Origin of the sequence: Williamsia sp. 1138, assembly GCF_002095435.2 — a bacterium.
In the GTDB taxonomy this organism is placed as follows: Bacteria; Actinomycetota; Actinomycetes; order Mycobacteriales; family Mycobacteriaceae; genus Williamsia.
On sequence record NZ_MJEJ02000046.1, the window covers coordinates 6,450 to 32,892 of the forward strand.

At 64.5% G+C, this 26,443-nt stretch carries 2 protein-coding genes (1 of these 2 running past the window's edge); one reads left to right on the plus strand and one right to left on the minus strand.

From position 1 onward, the window contains the following. The gene (locus tag BH683_RS16380; protein WP_281492321.1) at window positions 1-849 is read left to right on the plus strand and encodes an alpha/beta hydrolase; all 849 of its coding nucleotides are present in this window, start codon (window positions 1-3) and stop codon (window positions 847-849) included. Here the strand turns inward: BH683_RS16380 and BH683_RS16385 are convergent. After that, window positions 842-26,443: the 3' portion of a non-ribosomal peptide synthase/polyketide synthase gene (locus BH683_RS16385; protein ID WP_246833423.1), read on the minus strand. The gene runs 8,250 nt beyond the window's last position; 25,602 of the gene's 33,852 nt are visible here — the last part of the coding sequence; its start codon lies beyond the right edge, outside the window; the stop codon is at window positions 842-844. The two genes, BH683_RS16380 and BH683_RS16385, sit on opposite strands and share 8 nt — an antisense overlap.

The following is a 26,443-nucleotide window of genomic DNA, read 5'->3' on the forward strand; positions in this document are numbered from 1 at the left end:
GTGGTTTTTACAGGTGAATCGGCCTCAATCTCGATCGATGGGCGCAATCTGCACTACTGCCGGGCCGGACAGGGCCCAACGGTTGTTTTCGAAGCCGGACTTGGCAAGTCCCGCAATACATGGGCCTGGGTGCAACCAGCTGTGTCTTCCTTCGCCTCGACCGTCGTGTACGACCGGGCCGGCTACGGGCGAAGCGATCCCGCGCCGCAGGATGGCGGCCGGCCGTTGGAAGCTCTGCTCGATGACCACCAACGGCTCATCTCCGAGGTGGTAACCGGCCCGTACATCCTGGTCGCGCACAGCTACGGCGGACCCATCGTCCGCCAGGCGGCAATGAGTGACCCCGCAAATTGCCGCGGGGTCGTTCTGGTGGACGAGGTCTCCGAGATGTGCGAGGAGATCGTCAGCGGCCAAGCCATGCGCGGTGCAAATGCTCTGTATACGGCGCAGATACCTCTTGCTCGCCTCGGACTCCTGTCCCGGCTGCTGACGCGGACGTATTACAAAGGCCTCCGGTCGCCGGCTTTGGCGGAGATCACCGACGAGGAAGGGACCCTGAAGCACGCGCAGGGCGCAAAGGCGGAATGGCGGGCCATGCTAGGCAGCCTGGCCCGCGCACGCGACACGGGGCCGTGGGTACCACAGTGCGCCCTGACGACCATCTCATCGAACCGGTCCGCGCGGCACCCGGAGGGCGGCGACTTCATCTTCGACTCCCATGCCTCGACCGCAGCCATGGTGCCCGACGGACGCCATGTCACCGCTGCGACGAGGAGTCACTACATTCAGCTCACCGAGCCCGATTTCGTGGTCGCGGAGATCAGGCGAATGGTCGATCAGCTCACCTGAGTGACCATTGGGCCAACGCCCTGAGTGCCACCAGCCAGTGCTCCATCAATTCGTCCACATCGTCGCCGTCGATCACGTCGGGGACATAAGAGACGAAAGCGCGCACAACCCTGCCATCTGCTGACGTGGTTGCCATCGACTGGATGTCGATCTCGGCCTGGGCAGGCATCCGGTTGCCACGCGACATCACGTCGCTGTCCGTGCTGCCCAGCTTCGGCCCCCGGATGTCCGGGAACCATGGAGCGGTCGCGACCTCTGCGGGCACATCGCCACCCGGAACCTCACCGATGTAGTTGAAGACGATCTGGGGCTCGGCAAACGCGCCAAGGACCTCTCGGGCTTGCGGGTCGAGGTACCGGAGCATCCCGTAGCCGATGCCACGGTCCGGAACTGCGGCCATTGCTTCGCGGGTCCGCGACAGCACATCGCCTGCGACGTCCGGCCGTTCGAACAACTCGTCCGTCGCGATGCCCGACAGATCCACCCGGGCGGGATACATCGAGGTGAACCACCCGACCGTCCGCGAGAGGTCGGACCCCGGCACGACGGACTCCTGCCGGCCGTGCCCCTCGAGCGTCAGCAACGCAGCGGGGACCTCCATGCCCCGGTCGCGGCGCCAACCGACCACAGCCGCAGCCAGGCCGGCGACCAGCTGATCCGCGACCGTCACGTCCTCGCCAGCGGCGACCATGAGGGGTTCGATGATGCTCGCCGGGATCTCGATCTCGGTGCGCGCCAACAGGTCCGTACGATCGCGAATGGTGTCCAGGCGCCGATGTCCCAACATCGGATCGTCTGGTTCGAGAACACTCGTCCAGTGATCCACTTCCGCACGGCGTTCCCCGACCACCTGATACTGCCCGACCGCCCAGTCGTACCACGAGGTTCCAACATCGGGCAGGTCGATCGCAGTATCTCCGCTGAGCTGCGACCCGGCTGTTGCGATGTCGGCCACCAAGATCCGCCAGGACACCGCATCGACCACAAGGTGGTGGGCAATGATCAGCAGTCGGCCGGGCCGGTCAGGACCGGCGTCGAGCCACGCGAACCGCACCATCACGCCTGCGGCCGGGTCGAGGCTGTCGATCCCGTCGAACAGCGCTCCTCGGAGCGCTTCCTGGTACCCGGCCTCACCCGGCACCTGGTGTTCGGCGAGCTCGACGCGCGTGGTCAGTGCTAGGACATCCACCGAACCCGGCACGTCGATCACCAGGGATCGGCCTTCGGCGTCCAACCGTGATCGAAGAACGTCGTGGTGATCGATCACGGCGCCCATCGTCGCAGCGATGTCGTCCCCCGTGACCCCGGACGGCAGGTTCACGACCATCGGCATCACGAACCGTCGGTAATCGCCGCCTCTGTCGACCATCTTGACTGCGACAGGGCTCAGGGGCGCGGTCACCTTGTCGACGCGGCTCACCCGCGCCTGACCCTGCTTGACCGGACGCTCATCGACAGCCTTCGCCAATGCAGAGATGGTGCGGCGTTCGAGCACATCCCTGGCGGTGAAGCTCAGACCCGCCGACCGAGCCTGGCTCACCAATTGCATCGCGAGAATACTGTCGCCGCCGAGCTCGAAGAAGGAGTCGTCGGCGCCCACGGTCTCGGTGCCCACAAGGCCCGCCACCACACGGCACAGAATTTCTTCGGTGCGGGTACTCGGCGCGCGACCGGAGAGCCCTACCAACTCAGGGACCGGAAGTTCGCGCCGAGCGATCTTGCCCGAGCGGCTGCGCGGGAACTCGTCGAGAACGACGATCACATCCGGCACCATGTACGGCGCAAGCGTCCTGGCGGCGTGTTCGCGAATCGACTGCGGCTGCGCACCCGAACCCGTGACGTAACCGACTATTCGTGGTCGACCACTGTCGCCGTGCACCACTACAGCCGCCTGTGACACGGATTCATGCTGAGTCAGAGTCGTTTCGATCTCCTCCAGTTCGATACGCAGACCGCGTACTTTCACCTGGAAGTCGACTCGACCGAGGTATTCCAGACTGCCGTCCGCGTGGCGCCTCACGCGGTCACCCGTGCGGTACATCAACGACCCAGTGGGCCCGAAAACACTGGGCACGAAGCGCTCGGCCGTCAAATCCGGCCGGTTCAGGTATCCCCTTGCGAGCTGTTCCCCAGAGAGGTACAACTCTCCTGCCGCACCGACCACGCACGGCCTGAGCCAACGATCGAGGACCCACGCCTGGGTGTTCCACACCGGCCTTCCGATAGGCGCGGCGTCGGCCGGTCGAATATTCCGAACCTCGTCACCGCCTCCTGCGACGATGGACGCCGTCGCATCGACGGTCACTTCTGTCGGTCCGTAGAGATTGACGACCACCGCACCCGACGTTTCTGCCACCCGCGTTGCGAGCGCAACCGGAAGCGCCTCGCCACCGCTGAACACGATGCGGAGGGAATCAAGGGCTTCGGCCGGGGCGACATCGGCGATCACCGACAGCACGGAGGGCACGAACTGGGCGATGGTGACCTGGTCGCTGGAAATCAACGAGACCAGCTCGTCGACGTCGCGATGCGACATGGGGCCGGCGATCACGGTCCGGGCGCCGGCGATACCGGGCGCGAACATCTCCCAGACCGAGGCGTCGAAGGTGATGGGGGTCTTCAGCAGGACGCGGTCACGCTCATCGAACTGGTATTCGGCGACGATCCATTGCAGCTGGTTCGTCAGTGCTCGCTGCGTGATCTGAACACCCTTGGGCCGCCCGGTCGACCCCGATGTGAACAGGACATAGGCCAACGACGTCGGCTGAATCTCTCCCCGTAATTCATCGGGACGCAGCGCACTGGAGTCTATGGCTTGCAGATCCGGTGCGGTCAGGTCCAGGCAGGTCACGCCGGAGAGGATGGTTCGCAGTTCGCCCAACCGTGTCCGATCGACGACGGCACAGCTCACATCGGCGTCCGCAACGATGAGGCGGAGGCGCTCACCCGGGGCCTCTGTGTCAAGGGGGAGGTACGCCCCTCCCGCCTTCAGGATCCCGTACACGGTGGCGAGCTGCTCGAGGCTTCGTTCCATCGCCACCGCCACCACGACGTCCGGACCCACGCCACGTGCGATCAACGCGCGTGCACGCTTGTTGCTGATCGCGTCGAACTCGGCGTACGTCACCTCCACGTTGTCAGTCACGAACATGACGGCATTCGGAGTCGCGGCGACCTGGTCGGCGAACAGGACCATCGCGGTCCCCGCCGATATCGTCGAACGCTGTCCACTCCAAGCGGTGAGCTGAGCCTGCAGCTCGTCGCCTCCGAGGAGATCCAACTCCCGGACCGGCGTCCAGCTTTCCCGCGCGAAGGTCTTCAGGACAGTCGCCAGACGTTGCGTCAGCGTCTGCGCCCGAGCATCGGGTACGAGGGCTGGTAGGTACTTCAGCTTCAGCGACAGATCCGGATCCGACTGCGCGAGAAGTGTTGCCGGGTAATGGGAGGCATCGTTGATCTGAGCCCCCGCAATGGACATGCCGTCGATCTCCGATTGCGCATCGAGCTTGCCTCTGTCGATCGGGTACGACTCGAACACGGTCAGGGTGTCGAACAACTGCGGCAGACCCACCGTCCGCTGGATGGTCGGCAGACCGACATGGTGGGCGTCGAGGAGTCCCGCCTGCTCGGATTGGATCCGCTCGATCAGACCCAGTACGGTCTCACGCTCGTCGAGCCTGATCCGCACCGGGATCGTGTTGATGAACAGCCCGAGTATCGACTCCACCCCGTCGATCACCGGAGGTCGGCCGGACACCGTCGCCCCGAACACGACGTCGTCGTTGCCCAGCGATCGTGCGAGCACGAGCCCCCATGCGGTTTGCACGAGTGTGTTCATGGTCAGCCCACGGTCGCGGGACAGCTCGGCCAGACCCTCCATGGTTGACCGATCGATCTCGACCGCGAGTTCCACCGGAATCTGATCGCCTGAGACGTCGACATCTGCGGGATCGGTGAGAAGCGTCGGCGAGTCGAGCCCGTCCAGTGCGTGAGCCCACGAGGCATGCGCAGCATCTACGTCCTGCTTGTGCAACCACGTCAAGAAATCCCGATACGTACGGGTCCGGGGCAGCTGAGAATCGTCGCCGCCGGTGGCGTACAGGACGAAGAGCTGTTCCATCAACAGCGGACCCGACCAGCCGTCGAGCAGGATGTGGTGATTGGTGACCGACATTCGGTACAGATCCCGACCACCCGCATCGACGCCGATTCTCAGCAGCAGCACTCTCATCAGCGGCGGAGCAGCCATGTCGAAACGCTCGGTGCGATGAGCGCGCAACAGGCGATCGACCTCGTGCGCGGAGGCGTCGGGGTCTACGCGGAACTCTTCCGTCAGATCGATGGAAACCCAGGGAATCTCGACGTTGTCGGAGATCACCTGGACAGCCGAACCATCGGAGATATGCGCAAATCCGGCACGCAGGTTGGGGTTCCGAGCGATCAGGGTACGCACCGCCGCATGCAGGCGATCCTCGTCGACGGCTCCCCTGAGCTCGAGTATCACCTGGGCCGTGTACACGTCGGTGACGGCCTCTCCCGCCACCTCGGAGTGGAAGAGCATGCCCGTCTGAAGCGGCGACAGCGACCAGATGTCCTCTACCGCACCGTGCTCGGCCTCGAGCGCCTCGATCTCGCTCTGGTCGATCCGGACCAGCGGCACGTCCGACGGAGTCAGTCCTCCTGCGGCGCCACTGCGCTCGTGGGCGGCCAACGCAGTCGCCGCCTGGACCCACAGATCGGCGAGCTCTCGAACGCCCTCCTCGTCCAGGATCTCGCCGGCGAAGGAGAACGACGCCGACAACCGCGCTCCGTCTTCGTAGTCCGTCGTCACCGCGTTGATGCTCAATACGGCGGGCGCCACCATACCGGCATCCTGTGCACCCGCGACGTCGCGGCCGCCGTCGGTGGCACGTTGCCAGCCGTATGCCGCGGCGTCGTCACCGACCTCGTCGCGACCCGCCGCGACTCGTCCCAGGTAGTTGAACCCGATCTGCGCCCCCGGGTAGGAACCGAGGTCTGCCGCTCCGGCGAAACGCAGTAGCCCGAAGCCCATCCCCTCGTTTGGAACCGCACGTAGTTGCTCCTTGACCGCCTTGATCGTAGCGCCGGCACCGGGACCACCGCGGAAAGCGTCGTCGAGGTCGATGCCCGGAAGTTCGAGGCCGACGGGATAGAGCGTCGTGAACCAACCCACCGTTCGCGACAGGTCTGCACCGCCGACCGCATCCTCCTGCCGACCATGTCCTTCCAGATCGACCAGGAGACTGGAGCTGCTGGTGCCACGGCGTTCGCGCCACCGGCAAACGGCCATCGCGAGTGCTGCCAACAACCCGTCATTGACCCCGGTGCGGTAGGCGTTGCCGATACCGGTCAACATCGCCGCCGTCACCTCTGTGGGGAAGTCGACATCGAGACGTTTGACCGTGGCCACCACATCGACGTCAGGATCGATTCGGCGCTCACCGAGCAGCGGATCCTCGACCGCGACAACCCTTGTCCAGTGGTCGATCTCATCGGCGCGTGTGCCCGCGGTGGCCACCAGCGCCGTCGCCCACGCACGTAGCGAGGTACCCACCGGCGGAAGCTGCGGCGACTCCCCTGCGGTGCTCTGCCCCCAGGCCACGGCCATATCAGGCAGCAGGATCCGCCAGGAGACACCATCTACGACAAGGTGGTGGATCAACACGTACAAGCGGCCCGTCACGCCGGGGCGACCGCCCGGAGCCGGGTCGAACCAGACCACCTGCATCATTACGCCGGCCTCGGGATCTAGTCGGTCGACCGCGGCGGATGTGGCCGCGGACACCGCTGCCTCGAACTCCGGGGTGCCGGTCTCGCCGACGAACTCGACCCGACTGAACATTTCCGCAGGATCCGAATGGCTGCTGGGGGCGACGATGAGATGTGATCGTTCGGGATCTTCCTCGTCGAGGACCAGTCGCGCTCGCAGCGCGTCGTGCCGGTCGAGTACGGCCCCCACTGCGGCGAGCAGGTGATCTCCGCCGACGTCGAGCGGCAGGGTCAGGAAGTTCGCCTGGGAGAACGTTCGATAGTTGCGTCGGGTGTCGACCAGCCACCTCATGATCGGGGTCAGAGGCAGCGTTCCGACTGCACCACCCGGGAGTTCGGCGAGGGTCACAGTTTCCGCATCGGCAGCGAACGTCGCGACGGCCGCCAGTTCGGAGACCGTCCGGTGATCGAAGACGTCGCGCGGAGTTATGACTATGCCCGCCGCGCGTGCGCGCGACACCAGTTGGATGGAGACGATGCTATCGCCGCCGAGAGCGAAGAACGAGTCATCGACACCGATCTTCTCGACGCCGAGAACAGTTGTGAACAGCTCCGCGAGGCGTTGCTCCGTTGCCGAGGTCGGTCGCCGGTATTCCTTGGAGTTCCCGTCGAAGACCGGTGCTGGGAGTGCCCGTCGATCGAGCTTGCCCGCGGGCGTCAGCGGAACATAGTCGAGGATGTTGATCGATGACGGAACCATGTGTGCGGGTAGACGTTCGCCCAGTCGGGCACTAATCTCCGCCACCTGCACACTGCGGCCCGGTCGGGGATAGACGTAAGCGACCAACACCGTTTGCCGGGTGTGCGGGTTGACATCGCCTATGGTCACGGAAAAGTCGATATCGGGATGCTCACCCAGCGCCGAATCGATCTCGGCGAGTTCGATCCGGAAACCACGGACCTTCACCTGGTGATCGCTGCGGCCCAGGAACTCCAACTCGAGATCTCCTGCGGGCGTCCGCTTCCAGCGGACCACGTCGCCCGTGCGGTACATGCGCGAGCCGGGTTCACCGTAAGGGTCGGCAACGAACCGCGCGGAGGTTAGGTCGAAACGCCCGAGGTACCCGCGGGCCACACCTGCGCCCGATAGGTAGAGTTCGCCGGTGACGCCAACCGGAACCGCATTCAGGCGGGAGTCCGCGACGAGGGCGCGCACGCCCGTAATCGGACCACCGATGGTGACCGGCAGCTTCGGGTCCATTGGCACCGTGGAGGTCGACCAGATGGTCGTCTCCGACGGGCCGTAGAGGTTGAACATCGACCTATCCGGGGCCCACTTGCGAACCAGTTCGGGCGGACAGACGTCGCCCGCGACAACGATCGTCTCGACGCCGGGCAGCCCTTCAGACGGCACGGTGGCAAGTGCCGCCGGTGTCACGAATGCGTGTGTGACGCTCTGTTCGGAGAGCAGGCGCGCGAGTTCGTCACCACCGAAGATCGACGACGGCGCGATCACCTGGGTGGATGCGGCCGTGACCGCCATCAGGATCTCGAAGATCGACGCGTCGAAGCTCGGCGAAGCGAAGTGCAGAACTCGCGCCGACTCCGTCAACCCGAACCGGGGAACCATGTCGGCTGCGAGGTTGGCAAGGCCTCGATGGGTGACACCGACGCCCTTCGGTCGTCCGGTGGATCCGGATGTGAAGATGACGTACGCCAGATCGTCGAGGTGCGGCGATGTCTGCTGCGCGGCCACCGACTCCGAGAACTGCTGCTTCGCGTCGGAGCGGGCGAGGTCGGCGGAGACCGTCAGCCATTTGGTCAGCTGCGGCAACCGATCGACGATGTCGTCCGTGGTCAAGCCGATTGCGACCTCGGCATCCGCCACCATGTGCTCGATCCGGTCCGCCGGATAGTTGGGATCGATCGGCAGCACGGCGCCGCCTGCCTTGACGATCGCCCAGAAGGCAACCATTGAACTCGCCGAGCGTCCGATGGCGAGCCCCACCGGCGTACCCGGCCGAACCCCGTGGTCGACCAGCACGCCGGCGTAGAAGCCCGCCCTGGAATCGAGCTCCCGATAGGTGAGGGACTCTCCGGCCGCAACGAGCGCGACGCCCTCGGGATTGGTTGACACCGCGCCGTCGAAGATGTCGATCATCGTCAGGGGAGGCGAATCGGGCGGGCCGATCACCGGCGAGAGTGCCGTGCGCTCATCGGGCTCGAGGATCTCGATGTCGCCGACGCGCACATCGGCACGGGCGGTCACCGCTGAGACGATGGCGGTGAATCGGCTTGCCAGCGCCGCGATGGTCGACTGATCAAACAGGGCAGGCGCGTAGGTGAACACGGCGGTCAAGCCTGTCCCACCCGGGGCGACGACGTCGTCGGCGAGCGACAGCTGCAGGTCGAATTTGGTGGTCGCCGTCATCGAGTCGAGACCGGACACCCGCAGTCCGGGGAGCTCGAGTTCTGCGCGTTCGTTGTTCTGGAATGCCAACGCCACCTGGAACAGCGGAGAATGGGACGTCTCCCGGGCCGGCGCGAGGTGCTCGACCAACCTCTCGAAGGGGATCTCTGTGTGCGTGAACGCTGCCACGTCGATCGCGCGTACCCGGGCCAGCAGGTCGCTGAAGCGTTCATCCGTCCGGATCGGGGTCCGCAGCACCAGCGTGTTCACGAACATGCCGACGAGATCGTCCAGTTCGGCCTCACCGCGGCCGGCCACGGCGGTACCGATCGCGATGTCCTCGGTGGTCCCCGATCGGGACAGCAGGACGGCCAAAGCCGCATGGCAGACCATGAACATCGTCACCCCGTGCGCGGCAGCAACGCGTTGCAGGGCAGTTCGTTGGCGAGCGTCGAGAGTGAACTCGAAGCCCGCGCCGGCCATCGATTGCACCGGCGGGCGCGGACGATCCAGAGGCAGATCGATGACGTCCGGTATCCCGTCGAGCTCCTTGGCCCAGAACTCGAGCTGGCGAGCGGCGAGGGACTCGGGGTCCTTCTCGTCGCCGAGAATCTCTCGCTGCCACATCGCGTAGTCCGCGTACTGCACCGGCAGCGGGGCCCAATTGGGTTCGCCACCGGCGATACGCGAGGTGTACGCGACCATGACGTCACGCGCGAGCGGAGAAATTGATGATCCGTCCGCACTGATGTGATGGATCACCACCACGAGGACGTGCTCTGTCTCCGACCGCCTCAGCAGTGCGATCCGCACCGGAACCGAGGACGTGACATCGAAACCGGTCCCGACGAGTTCCTTCAGCGCGGCCTGCAGCTCGCCGTCACCGGCCACCTCCCTGACATCGAAGATCGAATCGGCGGACGTCATGCGATCGACGTCGACGATGTCCTGTCGCGGGCCGTCCCCCTCATCCGGGTACCGGGTGCGCAGTGTTTCGTGGCGTCCGACCACGTCGACGATCGCGGCCCGGAGAGCGTCGACGTCGAGATCACCCGACATCGCGATGACCGCGGGAATGTTGTAGGCGGGTGAGGCCGGATCGAACTGGTTGATGAACCACATCCGACTCTGCGCCAGCGACAGCGGCAACCTGTCGGGACGATCGGCGGCGACGAGCGCGGGACGTGCACGTCCACCGTCGTCGCGGTCGGCGAGCATCGCCAACCCCGCAACGGTCGGCTCAGTGAAGAGGTCGCGGACGGCGAGGTCGGAGCCGATCGCCGCGTTGATCCGGGCCACCACGCGAGTTGCCGTCAGTGAGTTCCCGCCGAGATGGAAGAAGCTGTCGTGCGCGCTGACCCGCTCCGAACCGACGACGTCGGCGAAGATCGTCGCCACGATCTCCTCGACCGGATTACGCGGGGCCTGATATCCCGCAGCACCGGCAAATGTCGGTTCCGGCAACATCTTCCGGTCCAGCTTGCCGTTGAGATTCAATGGCAGTTGTTCGATCTCGACGACGAGGCCGGGCACCATGTAGGCCGGCAGCTCATCGGCGGCCACAGCCAGTACCGCACGTGTGTCCAACTCCGCATCGGCACGCGGCACGAGATACGCAACGAGCTGGTCCCCGGCATGGGGGTCGCTGTGTACCGTCACCACGGCCTGTTCGACGAACGGCGCCGAGACCAAGACCCGCTCGATCTCTCCCAGTTCGATGCGGAACCCGCGCAGTTTCACCTGGAAGTCGCTGCGTCCCACGTACACCAGGGTCGGCTCGCTGTCGTCGACAGAGGCGCTCCACCGAACCAGATCACCGGTCCGGTACATCCTCGAACCTGCCGGACCGACGGGGTTGGCGACGAAACGATCCGATGTCAGATCGGGGCGCCCGAGGTAGCCGCGTGCGAGTTGGGCCCCGGCCAGGTACAGCTCACCGGTGACGCCGTCGGGCACGGGCTGGAGCCGCCCATCGAGCACGAAAACCTGACTGTTCCATTCGGGCCGTCCTATCGGCACCACACTGCCCAGTTCGGACGGTACCCGCTGGTGGGTCACGCTCACGGCGGCTTCTGTCGGTCCGTAGAGGTTGTGGATTGCCGGAGCCGCGCCATCGGCACCTGTCAGCTCGCGGAACCGCCCGACCACGTCGGGGGTCAACGCCTCACCGATGCACAGGATCTGCCGCAACGACCCGAGCTGTTCGGCGCGCGCTTCCAACAGGAACGCGCTGAGCAGCGACGGGACGAACGTCGCGGTCGTGACTTCACCGCTCTCGATCAGGCCGGCGAGATACACCGGATCGCGATGCCCTTCGGGCGCGGCCACGACCAGTCGGGCTCCCGCGGTCGTCGCCCACCAGAACTCCCACACCGACAGGTCGAAGGTCGCCTGGGTGCGCAGCAACAGCGCATCATCGAAGCCGAGTCGATGTTCGACCTGAATCCAGTTGAGCTGGTTGACGATTGCGGCATGTGGCACTGCAACACCCTTGGGTCGCCCCGTCGAGCCCGAGGTGTAGATGACGTACGCGGTGTGCTCGGGCCGCAACCGCGATGCTCGTTCCACCGCGTCGACAGGCGCAACCGAGACCCCGCGGAGGTCTGTCGTTGCCAGATCAAGCGTCGCGACGGAGTCGCCCAGTCCCTCAGGCCGCTCACCACTGACCAGCACGAGTTCCGGGTGGGCACTGTCGAGGATGTAGGCGATACGGTCGGCGGGGTGGAGCGGGTCGATCGGAAGATAGGCCCCGCCTGCGATCGTAATGGCGTACATCCCCACGAGCAGGTCGATCGACCTCGGGATTGCGAGTCCCACAACGACTTCCGGACCCACACCATTGCTGATCAACGTGCGCGCGAGGGCGTTTACCCGCTCACCCAGCTCAAGATAGGTCAGTGTCGAACCGTCGTCGGTCTGCACAGCGACCAGCTCTGCGTTGTCCCGCAGCGAATCGGCCAGCCGGTCCGCGAGTGTTCCGGCCGACAGCACGACGGCTGTGTTGTTCCGGCCACGGACGAGCTCGTGCCACTTCGGTCGGGTCAACATCGGCAGGTCGCCAACCGCGGCCAGCGGCGCAGCGATGATCTCATCGATCAGTGTCAGGTAGCGGTCGGCGAAAGTTCGGACCGTCCGTTCGGTGAACAGGTCGTCCGCGTATGTGAACACGGCATCCAGTCCGGCGGGCTCGCCGTCGGCGTCATACCGGTCGGACAGGATCAGGTGCAGATCGAACTGCGCAACCGTGCCAGGAAGTTCGACAGGCTCGATGACAAGACCGGCGAGTTCCAGACTTGCCCGATCCATGTTCTGGAATGACAGACCCACCTGGAAGATCGGGTGATGCGCGGTCGACCGCACCGGGTTCAAGATCTCCACCAGTCGCTCGAACGGCACATCCGCATGAGACAGAGCTTCGGCGTCGCGGTCACGGGCGCTGTCGAGCAATGACATGAACCCCTGCCCCGGTTCCACCTCGAGACGAAGCGCAACGGTGTTGACGAACATACCGATGACGCCTTCGAGCTCGCTCTCCCCGCGGCCGCTCATCGGCGTGCCGACTGTGATGTCAGGGTTGCCACTCAGTCTGGAGAGCAACAACGCGAAGGCGGCATGGAACGCCATGAAGGTACTCGCGCCGCGGGACCGGGCCATGTCCGCCAGCGCCTTGTGAGACTGTGCGGGCACACTGAACCGGACCTGTTTGCCGCGCAGCGACTGCACCGCCGGGCGTGGACTGTCGTTGGGCAACTCGAGCTGGTCGGGGATACCGGCGAGATTCTTGCGCCAGAACCCGATCTGCGCGTTCAGGAGGCTGGCGGGATCGGACTCGTCTCCCAGCAGTTCGCGCTGCCAGATTGAGTAGTCGGCATATTGCACGGGTAGCGGCTGCCAGCTCGGAACGCCACCTTCAGCGCGTGCCGCGTAGGCCGCAGCCAGATCGCCGACGAACGGAACCATCGACTGGCCATCGGCCGCAACATGGTGCACAACCATCGCGAGCACATGTTGCCGCGCGTCGAGCCGCACCAGGCCGATCCGCACGGGGACCGTCGCCGTGACGTCGAAACCTCGGGCCACGAACCGCGTCAGCACCCCGATGGCGTCCGCGGGGGACGCTTCGAGGACTTCCACCGCCGGGACGGCATCCTCGGCATTGAGGATCACCTGATGGGGCCCTGACTGCGAGTCGGGGTAGATGGTGCGCAACGACTCGTGGCGGACAGCGACATCGAGGATCGCCCGCCGCAGCGCCGCAAGGTCGAGATCGCCGCGAAGGGTCACTGCGGCAGGGATGTTGTACGCCACCGAATCCGGGTCGTACCGGTTCAGGAACCACATCCGGGTCTGTGCAAGTGACAGCGGGATGCGCACCGGTCGGGCCTTGGCCACGAGTGGTGGGCGCACCATGTGTGCGCCGGTAGTCGTCGCCAGTCGATCGGCGAGTTCGCCCACCGTCGGCGCCGCGAACAGTTCACGAACACCGATCTTGCTTCCCAGCGCTGCGCCTGCCCGACCGACGACCTTGGTCGCGTTCAATGAGTTTCCGCCGAGGTCGAAGAAGCTCTCGTCGATACTCACCTCGTCGACACCGAGGACGTCGGCGAAAACCCCGGCGAGGATCGTCTCGACCTCGTTGCGCGGCGCCCGGTAGACGCGATCCCCCACTGCGAACACGGGTTCCGGCAGTGCCCGCCGGTCCAGCTTCCCGATAGGTGTCAGCGGGATGTGGTCGAGCATCATGACAACCGCGGGCACCATGTGCTGTGGAAGTTGCTCGCCGACTGTGCGTTTGAGACCTTCGACGTCGATCTCCTTGCCGGGCTTCGGCAGGATGTACGACACCAGGACCGTTTGGCCACCCGGTCCGGCGGCGCCCGCGGTGACCGCGAACTCGATGTCAGGGTGCGCATCGAGCAGCCGGTCGATCTCGCCGAGCTCGACCCGGAAGCCACGGATCTTCACCTGGAAGTCGGTACGGCCGAGGTACTCCAACGAGTTGGGCGCCACGTTCGGATCGATGCTGTACCGGACGACGTCACCGGTCCGGTAGAGACGTGTACCGGGGGCGCCGTACGGGTCGGGGACGAAGCGCTCGGCGGTGACCATGGGGCGGTCGTGATAGCCACGCGCCACGCCTGGACCCGCCAGGTACAACTCGCCGACCACCCCTCGCGGGACAACCCGCATACGACCGTCCAGCACCCGCGTCGTCACCCCGCGCAGCGGCGAACCGATGGTGATCCGTGAGCCCACGTCCAACGCCGGGGTGATGGTGACGATCACCGTGGATTCGGTGGGACCATACGCATTTCGCAGAGCACCAGACCATCGTTCGGCGAGTTCCGGAGGACAGATGTCGCCGCCGACGACCACCGACTGCACCGAGTCCAGACCGGCCGGGTCCACAGTCATCAAAGCCGTGGGGGTCATGACGATATTGGTGATCTGTTCCTCGGAGATCAGCTCCGCCAACTCGGCGCCACCGAAGACGTCGTGGGGTGAGACGACTAGTTCCGCCCCCGCGGTGAAGGCCGCCAGCAGCTCTCCGACCGAGGTGTCGAAACTCGGGGAAGCGACGTGCAGGAACTTCGACGTCGTGTCGACGTCGTAGTGCTCACGGACGTCCGCAGCGAGATTGGCGAGTCCTCGATGGGTCACCACAACCGCTTTCGGCTTACCGGTCGAGCCCGAGGTGTAGATCAGGTAGGCCGGATGATCGACTCGCAGTGCCGCGGTGCGGTCGACGTCGGTCACCGGTTCCGCGGACCTCGCGGTGGCGGCGGAAGCGAGATCGTCGAGGTCGTACCAGTCGATCGTCGCCGGCAGGTCATCTCCGTCTACGTCGACAGAGATGCCGAAGATGGTCGCAGAGTCTTCGATCATCTCCGCGATGCGGTCCCGCGGGTAGTCCGGATTGATCGGCAGGTAGGCGGCGCCGGTCTTCGCAATCGCCCACAGTCCGAGAACCGAGGCGAGGGATCGACGGATGCCGAGAGCAACGACGACCTCAGGGCCCGCACCGCGCGAGATCAGATGCCTGGCAATCTGATTCGAGACCCGGTCGAGCTCGCTGTAGGTCAACGACCGGCCGCTGAAGGTGACGGCCACTCCGGCCGGATTGAGGCGCACACCCCGCGCCAACAGCTCCGGGAGTGTCTGCGGTTCGAGCGCCTCCCGGCCGCGGATGGCTGTCAGATCCGCGAACTCGTCGCCGTCGAGCACGTTGATGTCACTGACCACCACGTTGGGATTCGAGGCCACAGCGCGCAGGATGCGGCCGAACCGGTCCGCGAAGGTCCTGATCGAGGATTCGTCGAACAGGTCGGTGGCGTAGGTCAGGGCGGCGACCATCGGTGCGCCGGGGTCGGCGTTGTCGCCGATCGACAACTGGAGATCGAACTTCGCGACATCGAAGTCGGCTTGCAGCGGCGACACTCTCAACCCGGGCAGATCAAGATCAGGGGTCTCGTTGTTGTCGAACGACAACGCGATCTGGAAGATCGGATGGTGAGCCGTGGACCGGTGCACGTCCAATTCCTGTACGAGTCGCTCGAAGGGTATGTCTGCATGCGCCATCGCTTCGATGTCGGACGTCCGGACATCGGAGAGTAGATCGGCGAAGGTGACCTTCGGGTCCACGTCTGCCCGCAACACGACGGTGTTGACGAACATCCCGACCAGCGGGTCCAGGGCTTCTTCGCCGCGCCCCGCTACGGGTGTACCGATCGCGATGTCGTTCGTGCCGCTGAGCCGTTCGATCAACACCGCAAGCGCCGCATGGACCAGCATGAACATGCTGACGTCGTGAGACCTCGCCACCTCTTGCAGCAATTCCCGGACGTCCGAAGGCACTTCGAACGGCAAGGTGGCGCCGCGCAACGACTGCACGGCCGGACGTTGCCGATCGGTCGGCAGCTCGACGGACTCGGGCAGCCCCGCGAGTGCCTTTCGCCAGAACTCGATCTGCGCCGCGGCAAGAGATCCCGAGTCCGTCGCCTCGCCGAGCACCTCTCGCTGCCAGATCGCGAAGTCCGCGTACTGCACCTGCAAAGGAAGGTAATCGGGCTCGCGTCCGGCGCGACGCGCCTCGTACGCCACCACCAGGTCGGCGAACAGCGGTGCCATGGAGGCCCCATCTGCGGCTATGTGATGGGCGACCAGCATCAGCACATGCTCGGTCTCGTTGATGCGCATCAACACGATTCGCAGCGGCAAGCCGGCCGTCACGTCGAACCCGGCCAACGCGTACCTACGTAACTCCTCTGGCACCGCTTCTGCGCGCACATCGATCTCGCGATAGATCTGCTCAACCGATTCGGCTGCCGGATGGATCAATTGATAGGGGCCATCGGCGGTGTCCGGGAACGTCGTACGCAAGGACTCGTGCCGCACCGCCACGTCGACGATCGCGGCGCGCAGCGCCAGGACGTCGAGCTCCCCGGACAACCGTACGGGCAGCGGGAGGTTGTACGCCGGTGATGCCGTGTCGAATTGGTTGATGAACCACATCCGCGTCTGGGCCAGGGACAGTGGGATGTGGTCGGGCCGTGTTTGCGGCCCCAGCTTCGGTCGGTTGCTGCTGCCGCCGCGCATCGCCGTCAGTTCCGCGAGTTCGGCCACCGTCGGGTGGTCGAAGATGTCCCGCACACTGACATCGATCTCAAGGGCGGCCCGTACCCGGGCGGCGACCCTCGTCGCACCGAGCGAGGTGCCACCGATGTCGAAGAAGGAATCGTTGACACTGACCTGCGGTCGTTTCGCGACCTCCGCGAACACTGCGGCCACCGCCTCTTCGGCTGCGGTGCGCGGCGCAATGAACTCTGCTGTGGAGTCGAAGAACTCGGGTTCGGGCAGGGCGCGACGATCGAGTTTTCCATTCGCGGTCACGGGCATCTGGTCGAGGACCATGAACACGCTCGGCACCATGTATCCCGGAAGACGGCCTCGCAGTATCTGTGCCAGATCTGCGGTGTTCACAACGCGCCCCTGAGCCGGCACCACGTACGCGACGAGGTGCTGATCGCCGGCCGCCTCGACCACCACCGCAACAGCCTCGGACACCCGATCGGAGTCCGTCAGCGCCGCCTCAATTTCCGGTAGCTCGATCCGCAAGCCGCGGAGCTTCACCTGAAAGTCGGTGCGCCCGATGTATTCCAATTCGCCGTCTACGCGCCTGCGGACGAGATCACCGGTGCGATACATCCGGCCGCCTACCGCGGATGGGTCCGCGACGAAACGGTCTGCGGTGAGATCCGGACGGCCGACGTAACCACGCGCCAGCTGGGGGCCCGTGAGGTAGAGCTCGCCTGCGACATTCGAGGGCACCGGACGCAGTCGCGAGTCGAGCACGTAGGCACCGGTGTCCGTCAGCGGCCGTCCGATGGGGACGACATCGATGTCCGCAGGCCCATACTTGTGGGAGGTCACATCAACCGTGGTCTCGGCAGGACCGTACATGTTGTGGATGTCGGCGGTTGTCAACGCAGACACGCGAGCCGCAGTGGCGGGCGGCAACGCCTCGCCTCCGACGAAGATGTGACGCAGTGTGGACAGCGATGCGGGATCGGTCGTGCCGACGAACGCCGACAACATCGACGGGACGAAATGAAGTGTGGTCACGCCGCGTTCAGAGATGATCCGACTGAGGTAGCTCGGGTCACGGTGACCGTCGGGTATCGCGATCGCAAGTGACGCACCGACCTGCAGGGGCCAGAAGAACTCCCAGACCGACACGTCGAAGGTCGCCGGGGTCTTCTGGAGCGCCACGTCCTCGGCGTCGAGCGGGTGCTCGATCTGCATCCCCTCCAAGCGGCCGACAATCGAGTGATGACTGACGGCAACACCTTTGGGCCTACCGGTCGACCCTGACGTGTAGATGACGTACGCGGTGTTCGACCCGCGCAACGGTGCTCGACGCTCGTCGTCTTCAACCGCGCCGGTACGGTACCGACCACGCTCCATGGTGTCCAGGTGCAACAGATCCGGCTCCGCGAGAAGCCCTATGGGCACCGCGAAGTTTTCTTGGGTCGTCGTCAGCACCAGCGATGCCCTACTGCTGTCGAGGACGTACGCGATTCGCTCTGCGGGACTGTCGAGGTCGAGCGCGACGTAAGCGCCACCGGCCTCGATGACCGCGTACATGCCGATCAGAAGGTCGAAGGAACGACGCATGGCGAGCACCACGTGGTCCTCTGGGCCGACGCCGGCCGCGATCAAACCACGAGCAAGCTCGGTGACCCGATCGGAGAACTCCGAATAGGTCATCATTTTGTCTTCGAAGTACAGGGCCGGTGCGTTCGGCGTTCTCCGGACCTGCTCATCGAAGCGTTGGGCAAGAGACACGTTCGTCCGGTCCGGCATCTCGTCCGACTCGGCGATCACCGAAGCGAGCATTCCCGCGAACTGGTCGGCAAAGCCCTCTGCCGACTCACCCTCGAGTAGTCCGGGCAGAAGGGTCGACAAGGCCACCGTCACAGCCGCTTCGGGCCCGACCCCGACTGCCGCCAGGGTGACAACGAGTTCGGTTGACTTGGCATGCAGCGCACCGTAACTGACCTCGGTGCCGTTGTGCGAGAGAGCGATGCCGTCAGGATTGATGGTGGCGGCTGTTCGGAGCAGCTCCGACAGTGACTTGCCCTGTAGATGGTCGAGTGCCGAACCGAAACCTTCGACCTCCGCGGGGCGGTCCTGACCGAGTTCCCTCGATTCGGCGCTCGTGAGGATGTCGATGTCGCCAACGACGACGTCGGGATCCGCCGCGATGGCCTCGAGCACCGCGACGAAGCGCTCCCCGAGCGACCTCACGGTCAGTTCGTCGAAGATATCGGTGGCGAAGTCCAATATCGCGTCAATGCCACGACCTCTGCCATCGGCACCGAAGTTCTCTGAAATCGTCAGCCCGAGATCGGATTTGACGTACCGTATGGGCGATTCCAGGCCGCTGACCTCGAGTCCGGGGAGCGTGACGGTCGGGATGTCAATGTTCTGCATCGTGAGCATCGCCTGCACCAGCGGGGCGTACTTACGAGATCGGACGGGCGCGAGGGCCTCGACCACTTGCTCGAACGGCAGATCCGCGTTATTGAATGCCGCGAGGTCCGATGTCTTCACCGCCGCCAGAGTCGACAGGAACGACTCACCCATGTCGACGTTGCTGCGCAGCACAAGAGTGTTGACGAACATTCCGACCAGACCGTCTACAGCCGACGCGTTGCGTCCAGCGGTGGGCGTACCCACCGCGACGTCAGACGACCCGCTCAGTCGGGCGAGCAGGACCGAATACGCAGCGTGCAGGACCATGAACATGGTCGCCTCGTTGTCCCGCGCGATCGAATGGAGTTTTGCCTGCAGCTCGTCGGAGATCACGAAGGCGATCTCGCCGCCGGCAATCGACCGCTTGTCTGTCCGCGGCCGGTCGGTGGGGATCTCGAGCAACTCGGGCAGGCCGGCCAGATGCCGGCGCCAGAACTGGATCTGGCGCGATGCCAACGATTCCGGGTCGTCCTCCGATCCCATCACACCGTGTTGCCAGATCGCGTAATCGGCATACTGGACACCGAGGGGACGGAACACCGGTGGCACCCCGGCCGCGCGGGCCGTGTATGCCGTCATCAGATCGGTTGCCAAGGGTACGAGGGAGGAACCATCCGCGGCAATGTGATGGATCACCAGGAGCACAACGTGGTCGTCCGGTGCAACCTGCAGGAGCAGAGCTCGCAGCGGTGGCGCCGCTGTGACATCGAAACCTTCCGTCGCCACCTCGACACAGGTCGCGAGCAGTTCGTCCTGGGACGACACCGACCTTCTCATCAATTGCGGTTCGGCCTCGTCCAACGGGAGAACCTTCTGATACGGCCCGTGCACCGAGTCGGGGTAGACGGTGCGCAGAATCTGCTGGCGTTCGATGACATCCATCAGCGCAGAGGTCAGCGCACTTTCGTCCAAATCGCCACGGAGCCGCAGACCCAGCGGGATGTTGTAGTCCGCCGCGTCAGGGTTCAACCGGTTGACGAACCACATCCGCTGTTGCGCCAGTGACAGCGGGATCCGGTCGGGGCGCACCTGCGGGGTCAAGGGGCGGATAGGCATCCCGTCGAGGTCCGGCGACGCGGCGATCGCTTCCGCGAGATCCGCAACCACCGGCGCCTCGAACAGGATTCGAACCCCCAAACGTACACCGAGGACCTCGTTGATCCGGGCGATGGCACGAGTGGCGGCGAGTGAATTGCCCCCGAGGTCGAAGAAAGAATCGTCGGCACCGATCACGTTCACACCGAGGACGTCGGCGAACGCCGCGGCGATAGCATGCTCCATCGGGGTCGATGGTTCCCGGTGTTCGGTGGAACTTCTCTGGAATTCGGGCGCAGGAAGGGCGCGTTTGTCCAGCTTTCCGACGGGGGTCAGCGGCACCTCGTCGAGAATGACGATCGACGAGGGAACCATGAACTTCGGCAGGAAGCCGGATGCGTAGTCGACCAGATCGCCGGAATCGATCGTGCTTCCAGGCCTTGGCTTCACGTAAGCAGCAAGAACGGTGTCACCGGACGGGCCATCGACTCCGACGGTGATCGCGAAGTCGACCGCCGGGTGCCCGGCGAGCACGGAATCGATCTCTCCGAGTTCGATACGGAAACCGCGAACCTTCACCTGCTGATCAGACCTGCCCATGTACGCGATCTCGAACGCAGAACCGCCACCTGGCTTGTCGACCTTCACCCACCGGACTACGTCGCCGGTTCGGTACATCCGCTCGTCGGCCACGTATGGATTAGCAACAAATCGATGTGAGGTCAGATCTGGGCGGCCTCGGTAGGCCCGCGAAACACCGAGGCCGGTGATGTAGAGCTCGCCTGGAACGCCGACCGGCACTGCACGCAAACGGTTGTCGAGCACGAGTGCGCTGACGCCCGCTACCGGACCACCGATCGTCACCGGTTCGCCAGGTATCAGCGGATCGCTGATGTTCGTCATGATCGTGGTCTCGGTGGGGCCATAACCGTTGTAAAGACGACGACCGGGCGCCCATCGTTCAACGAGGTCCGACGGCACCGCCTCACCCCCGGCGACCACGTCCGCGAAGTGCGGGAGTTGCTGCGGGTCGATCGAAGCCAACGCCGACGGGGTGATGAAAGCGTGGGTGACGGCGTTGTCCGCCAGCAGATCGTGCAACTCCCCGCCACCGTAGATCCCGGCCGGAACGATGATCATCGTTGCTCCGGCGCCGGTGGCCAGGAGCAGTTCCAGGATGGACGCATCGAAGCTGGGTGAGGCGAAATGCAGTGTCCGCGAAGCCTTGTCGGTTCGGTAGCGCCGATGTTGCTCGGCGCTGAAGGCCGCCAGCCCACCGTGCGTGACCTCAACGCCCTTCGGTTTCCCGGTGGTTCCGGAGGTGTAGATGATGTAGGCGCAGTTCGACATGCGCACCGGACCGCGTAGCTCGACTGGATGGATCCGCTCGCCGGACCGGCCGTGAAGAGCAGGATCGTCAATGTCGAGCCATTCGATCGTGTCGGGCAATCGAACCACATCGACACGCCGGGTCATGCCGATCGTGGCGCCCGAGTCGGACAGCATGTGTGCCACGCGATCAGCCGGGTAGTTCGGGTCTACCGGGACGAACGCAGCCCCGGAACGGGCGACCGCCCAGATTGCGAGGACCGACTCGACGCTACGAGTGATCCCGAGCGCCACCACATCCTCGGGCCCCAAGCCGCGAGCGATCAGTTCACGCGCGAGGCGGTTCGACCGGTCGTTCAATTCCCGGTAAGTCATACTCACGGGACCGCAGACGAGCGCGACGCCGTCCGGGTTGAGATCGACTGCAGCGTCCAGCAACTCGATCAACGAGGTCGGTGCCACCGGTTCGACACCGCGCACGGGCACGAGGTCCGCCATGCTCTGCGCGTCGAGTAGCGAGATATCGCCGAGGGCCACGCTGCTGTCGGCGACCATGCCCTCGAGAACTCGCAGCAAACGCTCGGCAAGCGCCTGCGCCGTTGCCTCGTCGAAGATGTCGGTGGCATAACCGAGGAACCCTGCAAGCCCCGCGGGCTTCCCGTCACCATCCCATTGCTCGGTGAACTCAAACGCGAGGTCGAACTTGCTGAACTCTGTGTCGACTGCGCCGGGCGTGACGGAAAGCCCTTCCACATCGAGGATCGGCCGAGAGGAGTTGTTCAAACCGAGGATCACCTGGATCAGCGGCGTGTGCGCGGTGGAACGATGCAGCGTGAGTGCGTCGACGATCTGCTCGAACGGGACGTCGCTGTGAACGAAGGCGTCCAGATCCCGGTTCCGGACGTCGGCCAAGAACTCGGCAACGGTGACATCCGGCGCCACGAGGGTGCGCAGGACAAGGGTGTTCACGAACATACCCACGAGGGCGTCGAGCTCCGGAGCACCTCGACCCCCGATCGGTGTACCGATCGCAACGTCGTTCTCCGCGCCCGACCGAGCGAGCAGTACCGCAAGCGCAGCATGGAAGACCATGAACGTGGACAAGCCGTTGGCACCGGCGAGCGAAATCACTCTCTGGTGTAGATCAGCTGGCACGAAGAACATATGGCTCGCGCCGACACCGCTTCGGACGTTAGCCCGTGGCCGATCAGTCGGCAGCCCGATCACCTCTGGCAGGCCTGCCAGATTGCGCCGCCAAAATTCCAACTGGGTCGCCGCCGGCCCGACCAGTGCATCTCTCCCGCTGAAGTTGTTCTGCTGCCAAATCGCAAAATCGGTGTACTGCACTTCAAGCGGTGTCCAGTCCGGTTCCCGACCCGCGCGCCGAGCCTCGTAGGCAGTCAGAAGGTCAGTGGCCAGTGGAGCCATCGACAGGCCGTCGGAGGCGATGTGGTGTATGACGATCACGAGAAGATGTTCGTCGGGCGCTTCTGACTTCGCCGACGCCGACTCAATACGCCAGAGCGCCGACCGGAACGGAACGGTCGTAGTGACATCGAATCCGATCCGGGCGAAGGACTGCAAGCGCTCGAACACTTGTTGTTGCGGGATGGAGTCGAGCCTTAAGGGAGGGAGCGCCTCCATGATTGGAACGATCACCTGGGTTGGGCCGTCGATCGACTCCGGGTAGATAGTACGGATCACCTGTTGGCGCTCGACCAGATCCACCAACGCTGCGCCGAGTGCCTCGATGTCGAGTTCTCCGGTGAACAACAACGTCATCGGAATGTTGTAAGCACCGGAAGCCGGGTCGTATCGGTTGATGAACCACAGGCGTTGCTGCGCGAGCGAGAGCGGTATGTGTTCCGGCAGCGGTCCTTCAGGTTTGACAAAGCGTGCCGGCGCGACGCCGACCCCAGCGGTGGAACCTTCATTTCGGCTTTCCTCAACGAATCGCGCGAGTTCGGCAGGCGACTGCTGCTCGAAGATGTCGCGCAATCCGACCTCAATCCCGAGGGTGTCAGACAACCTGCTCGCCAACCGGGCCGCACTCAACGAGTTGCCACCATGATCGAAGAATGAAGCAGTCGCACCAACACGTCCTGTACCGACCGCATCGGCAAACAAACCAGCGATTATCTCCTCCAGCGGAGTTCGCGGTGCGACGAAAGCGTCCGACTCCACCTGTCCGAAGTCTGGTTCTGGCAGCGCCTTTCGGTCGACCTTTCCATTCGCATTCAGAGGCAGTGCGGGAAGTACGACAACTGCTTCAGGAACCATATAGTCGGGCAACGCCCGGCCAAGCTCCATCCGAATATCGCCACGGTCGATCTCTTTGGAACCGGCAACGTAGGCGGCGAGCCGCCGATCGGAAGCGTCACCGTGCGCCGTAACAACCGCCTGACGGACGCCGTCGATCGCCGTCAAGGCTGATTCGATCTCGCCCAATTCGATTCGCAGGCCACGGACTTTGACCTGAAAGTCGCTGCGCCCGATGAATATCCCGTCGCCATCGGGCAGCCGACGCACGAGGTCACCGGTTCGGTACATGCGCTGCCCAGGCCGCCCAGCCGGGTCGGCGACAAATCGCCCGGCCGTCATGGCGGGCATCTTTCCGTACCCGCGCGCTGGTGCAATTCCCCCGATATACAGCTCGCCGACCACTCCAACCGGTACAGGATTCAGTCGTTGGTCAAGAATGCGGTGAACGACACCGGCAATCGCCGGTCCCAAAGAGATTGGGCCGATATCCCTGGTTTCTCCGGCCACATTGGGCAGGTGGCTGCCGACATCGACGAACTTGGCCGCGGTGACGTCGGAGGCCTCGGTCGGGCCGTAGCTGTTGAGCAGCGCGGTCGTGCCGCCGAGCAGCGATCGATAGGCACCAGCGCGCAGATGTTCTCCGCCTGCAACGATCGCACCGACTGTGGAAAGTGCGCCGGTCGTGTCGAGCTCGACGAGGACTTCGAGCGCGCTGGGCGCCAGGTTGATGAGCGCGACGCTCTCATCGGAGATGACGCCGAGGACCTCGGCCGGATCGAACCCCTCCCGTACGAGGCGCACGACCGCACCAGAACTGAGGGCCGTCCATACGTTCTTCTGAGTCAGGTCGAAACGAGGGGAGCTCACTATCAACACCGAGTCGCCCTGACCAATCGGTATTGCCTTGCGGTACCAGTTCCATACGTTAAAAACGCCAGCGGCAGTCACCAGTGTCGGCTTAGGTCGACCAGTGGACCCCGATGTTGTTATCACATAGGCCAAACGAAGGTCTGCGCCAGCTTCTATCCACCTATTCGGCAGCGGGGACACATCGTGTGCAGACAGCCGCTCATCGGTTGCGGCTTCCCCGATTCGAACAACGACCGCGCCCGCTGCTTCGATTCGGGAGAGCAGGTCTGCATTCGACGTCTCTTGGTCCGAGATCACGACGGACGGTTGAGAATCTTCGACGACAATCATCGTGCGGTCTGAGGGGGCCGCAGGATCGAGCGGCAAGTACGACGCGCCTGCCTTCCACGCGGCGAGCATTCCTATCACCCAGTTCGCCGACCGTGGCAATAGCAAACCGACCACGTCGTCGGGGCCAACTGCGTACGAGATCAATTCTCGTGCAAGACGATTCGCGGCCTGGTCGAGCTGGCTACGACTCAGCCTCACGCCTGGATCGCGTAGCGCCGGAGCATCTGGATCTTCCTGAACGCGCAGGTCCCATTCGGCTAATGGGGTGGGCTCCTCGGTTTCTGCCGGTTTCGAACCGACACCGGCCACCGCCGCGGTCACGCCTTCACCTGATCTGCGATACCCGTCTAGATCGTGATCGCCGATTAGACGTGCCGCGTCGGCGATGACATTGTCCAGTGCCGTCGCGAACCCCTCGGGGGCCAGCATGATAGTTGGAACCAAACCGGTGAGCACGACCGAGGCGATGGCGTCGGCGTCCATCCCGCGTTCCGTCAACGGCCCGGATAGCTGCGAAAACCGATCGCTGAAATCACGGTATGTGACTCGTGTTCCGTCATGGTCAATGGCCGTGGCATCAGGAGCCAGATCAACGGCGGCCGCGAGTAGGGCGGCCAAATCTTTCGCCGTGTACTTGGTCCCGGTTGCTTGAGGGCGCGACTCCGCGACAGAAGCGCTCTCCTCGACCCGCTCTGCGTCCGTCAGGATGTTGATGTCGCCCACAACTGCAGCCGAGTCGGTGCCAACCGCGGTGGCGAGCGCGGCGAGCCGTAAGACCATCGTCTCAGCGGTAGAACGATCAAAGACGTCCGTGGCATAGGTGAGGCGACCGGCGAGAGTGAGAGCCCCTGCCGCGTCTGTTGTTTCAGCGAGGGCGAATGTGAGGTCGAACTTCGCACCGTCGGCCATCTCATCGGCGACACCCACAATTAGGTCCGGCAAGTCCACCTTCGCCGTCTCGTTGTTCTCGAACGACAGCATCACTTGAAAGAGCGGCGAATAAGCAGTGCGACGCTTCGGCACCAGTGCGTCTACAACGCTTTCGAACGGCAGATCGTCGTTCGCGAAGGCTTCGAGGTCGCCAGCTCGAATGCGATCGAGTAGTGCGTCGAACGGTTCGGCGGGATCGACCTCGACGCGGAGAGCGACAGTGTTGACAAACATTCCGACAAGGGCTTCCAGATCGACGTGATCCCGCCCGTTTACCGGTGTGCCCACCGTAATATCACTCGAGTTCGAGAGCCTTGCCAGGAGAGTCGCCACAAGCGCGTGAACAACCATGAACAAGGAAGCCTGGTGTCGCCGAGCGAGCACTTCGAGATTGGCGACCACCTCCCGAGGGATCTCTAGCGGTACATAGTCCCCCTGCATGTCGCGACGGGTAGGGCGCGACCGGTCCAGCGGCAACTCGAGCACTTCCGGAACGCCAGCGAGGTTGCGCTGCCAGAAAGCGAGCTGACGACCGGCGACCGAATCAGGATCTTCCGGAGAACCCAGCGCCCGACGCTGCCACTGAGCGAAATCGGTGTACTGGACCGGCAACGCGCTGAACTGCGGTGCCCGGCCGCCGCTTCGGGCGAGATATGCGGTCAC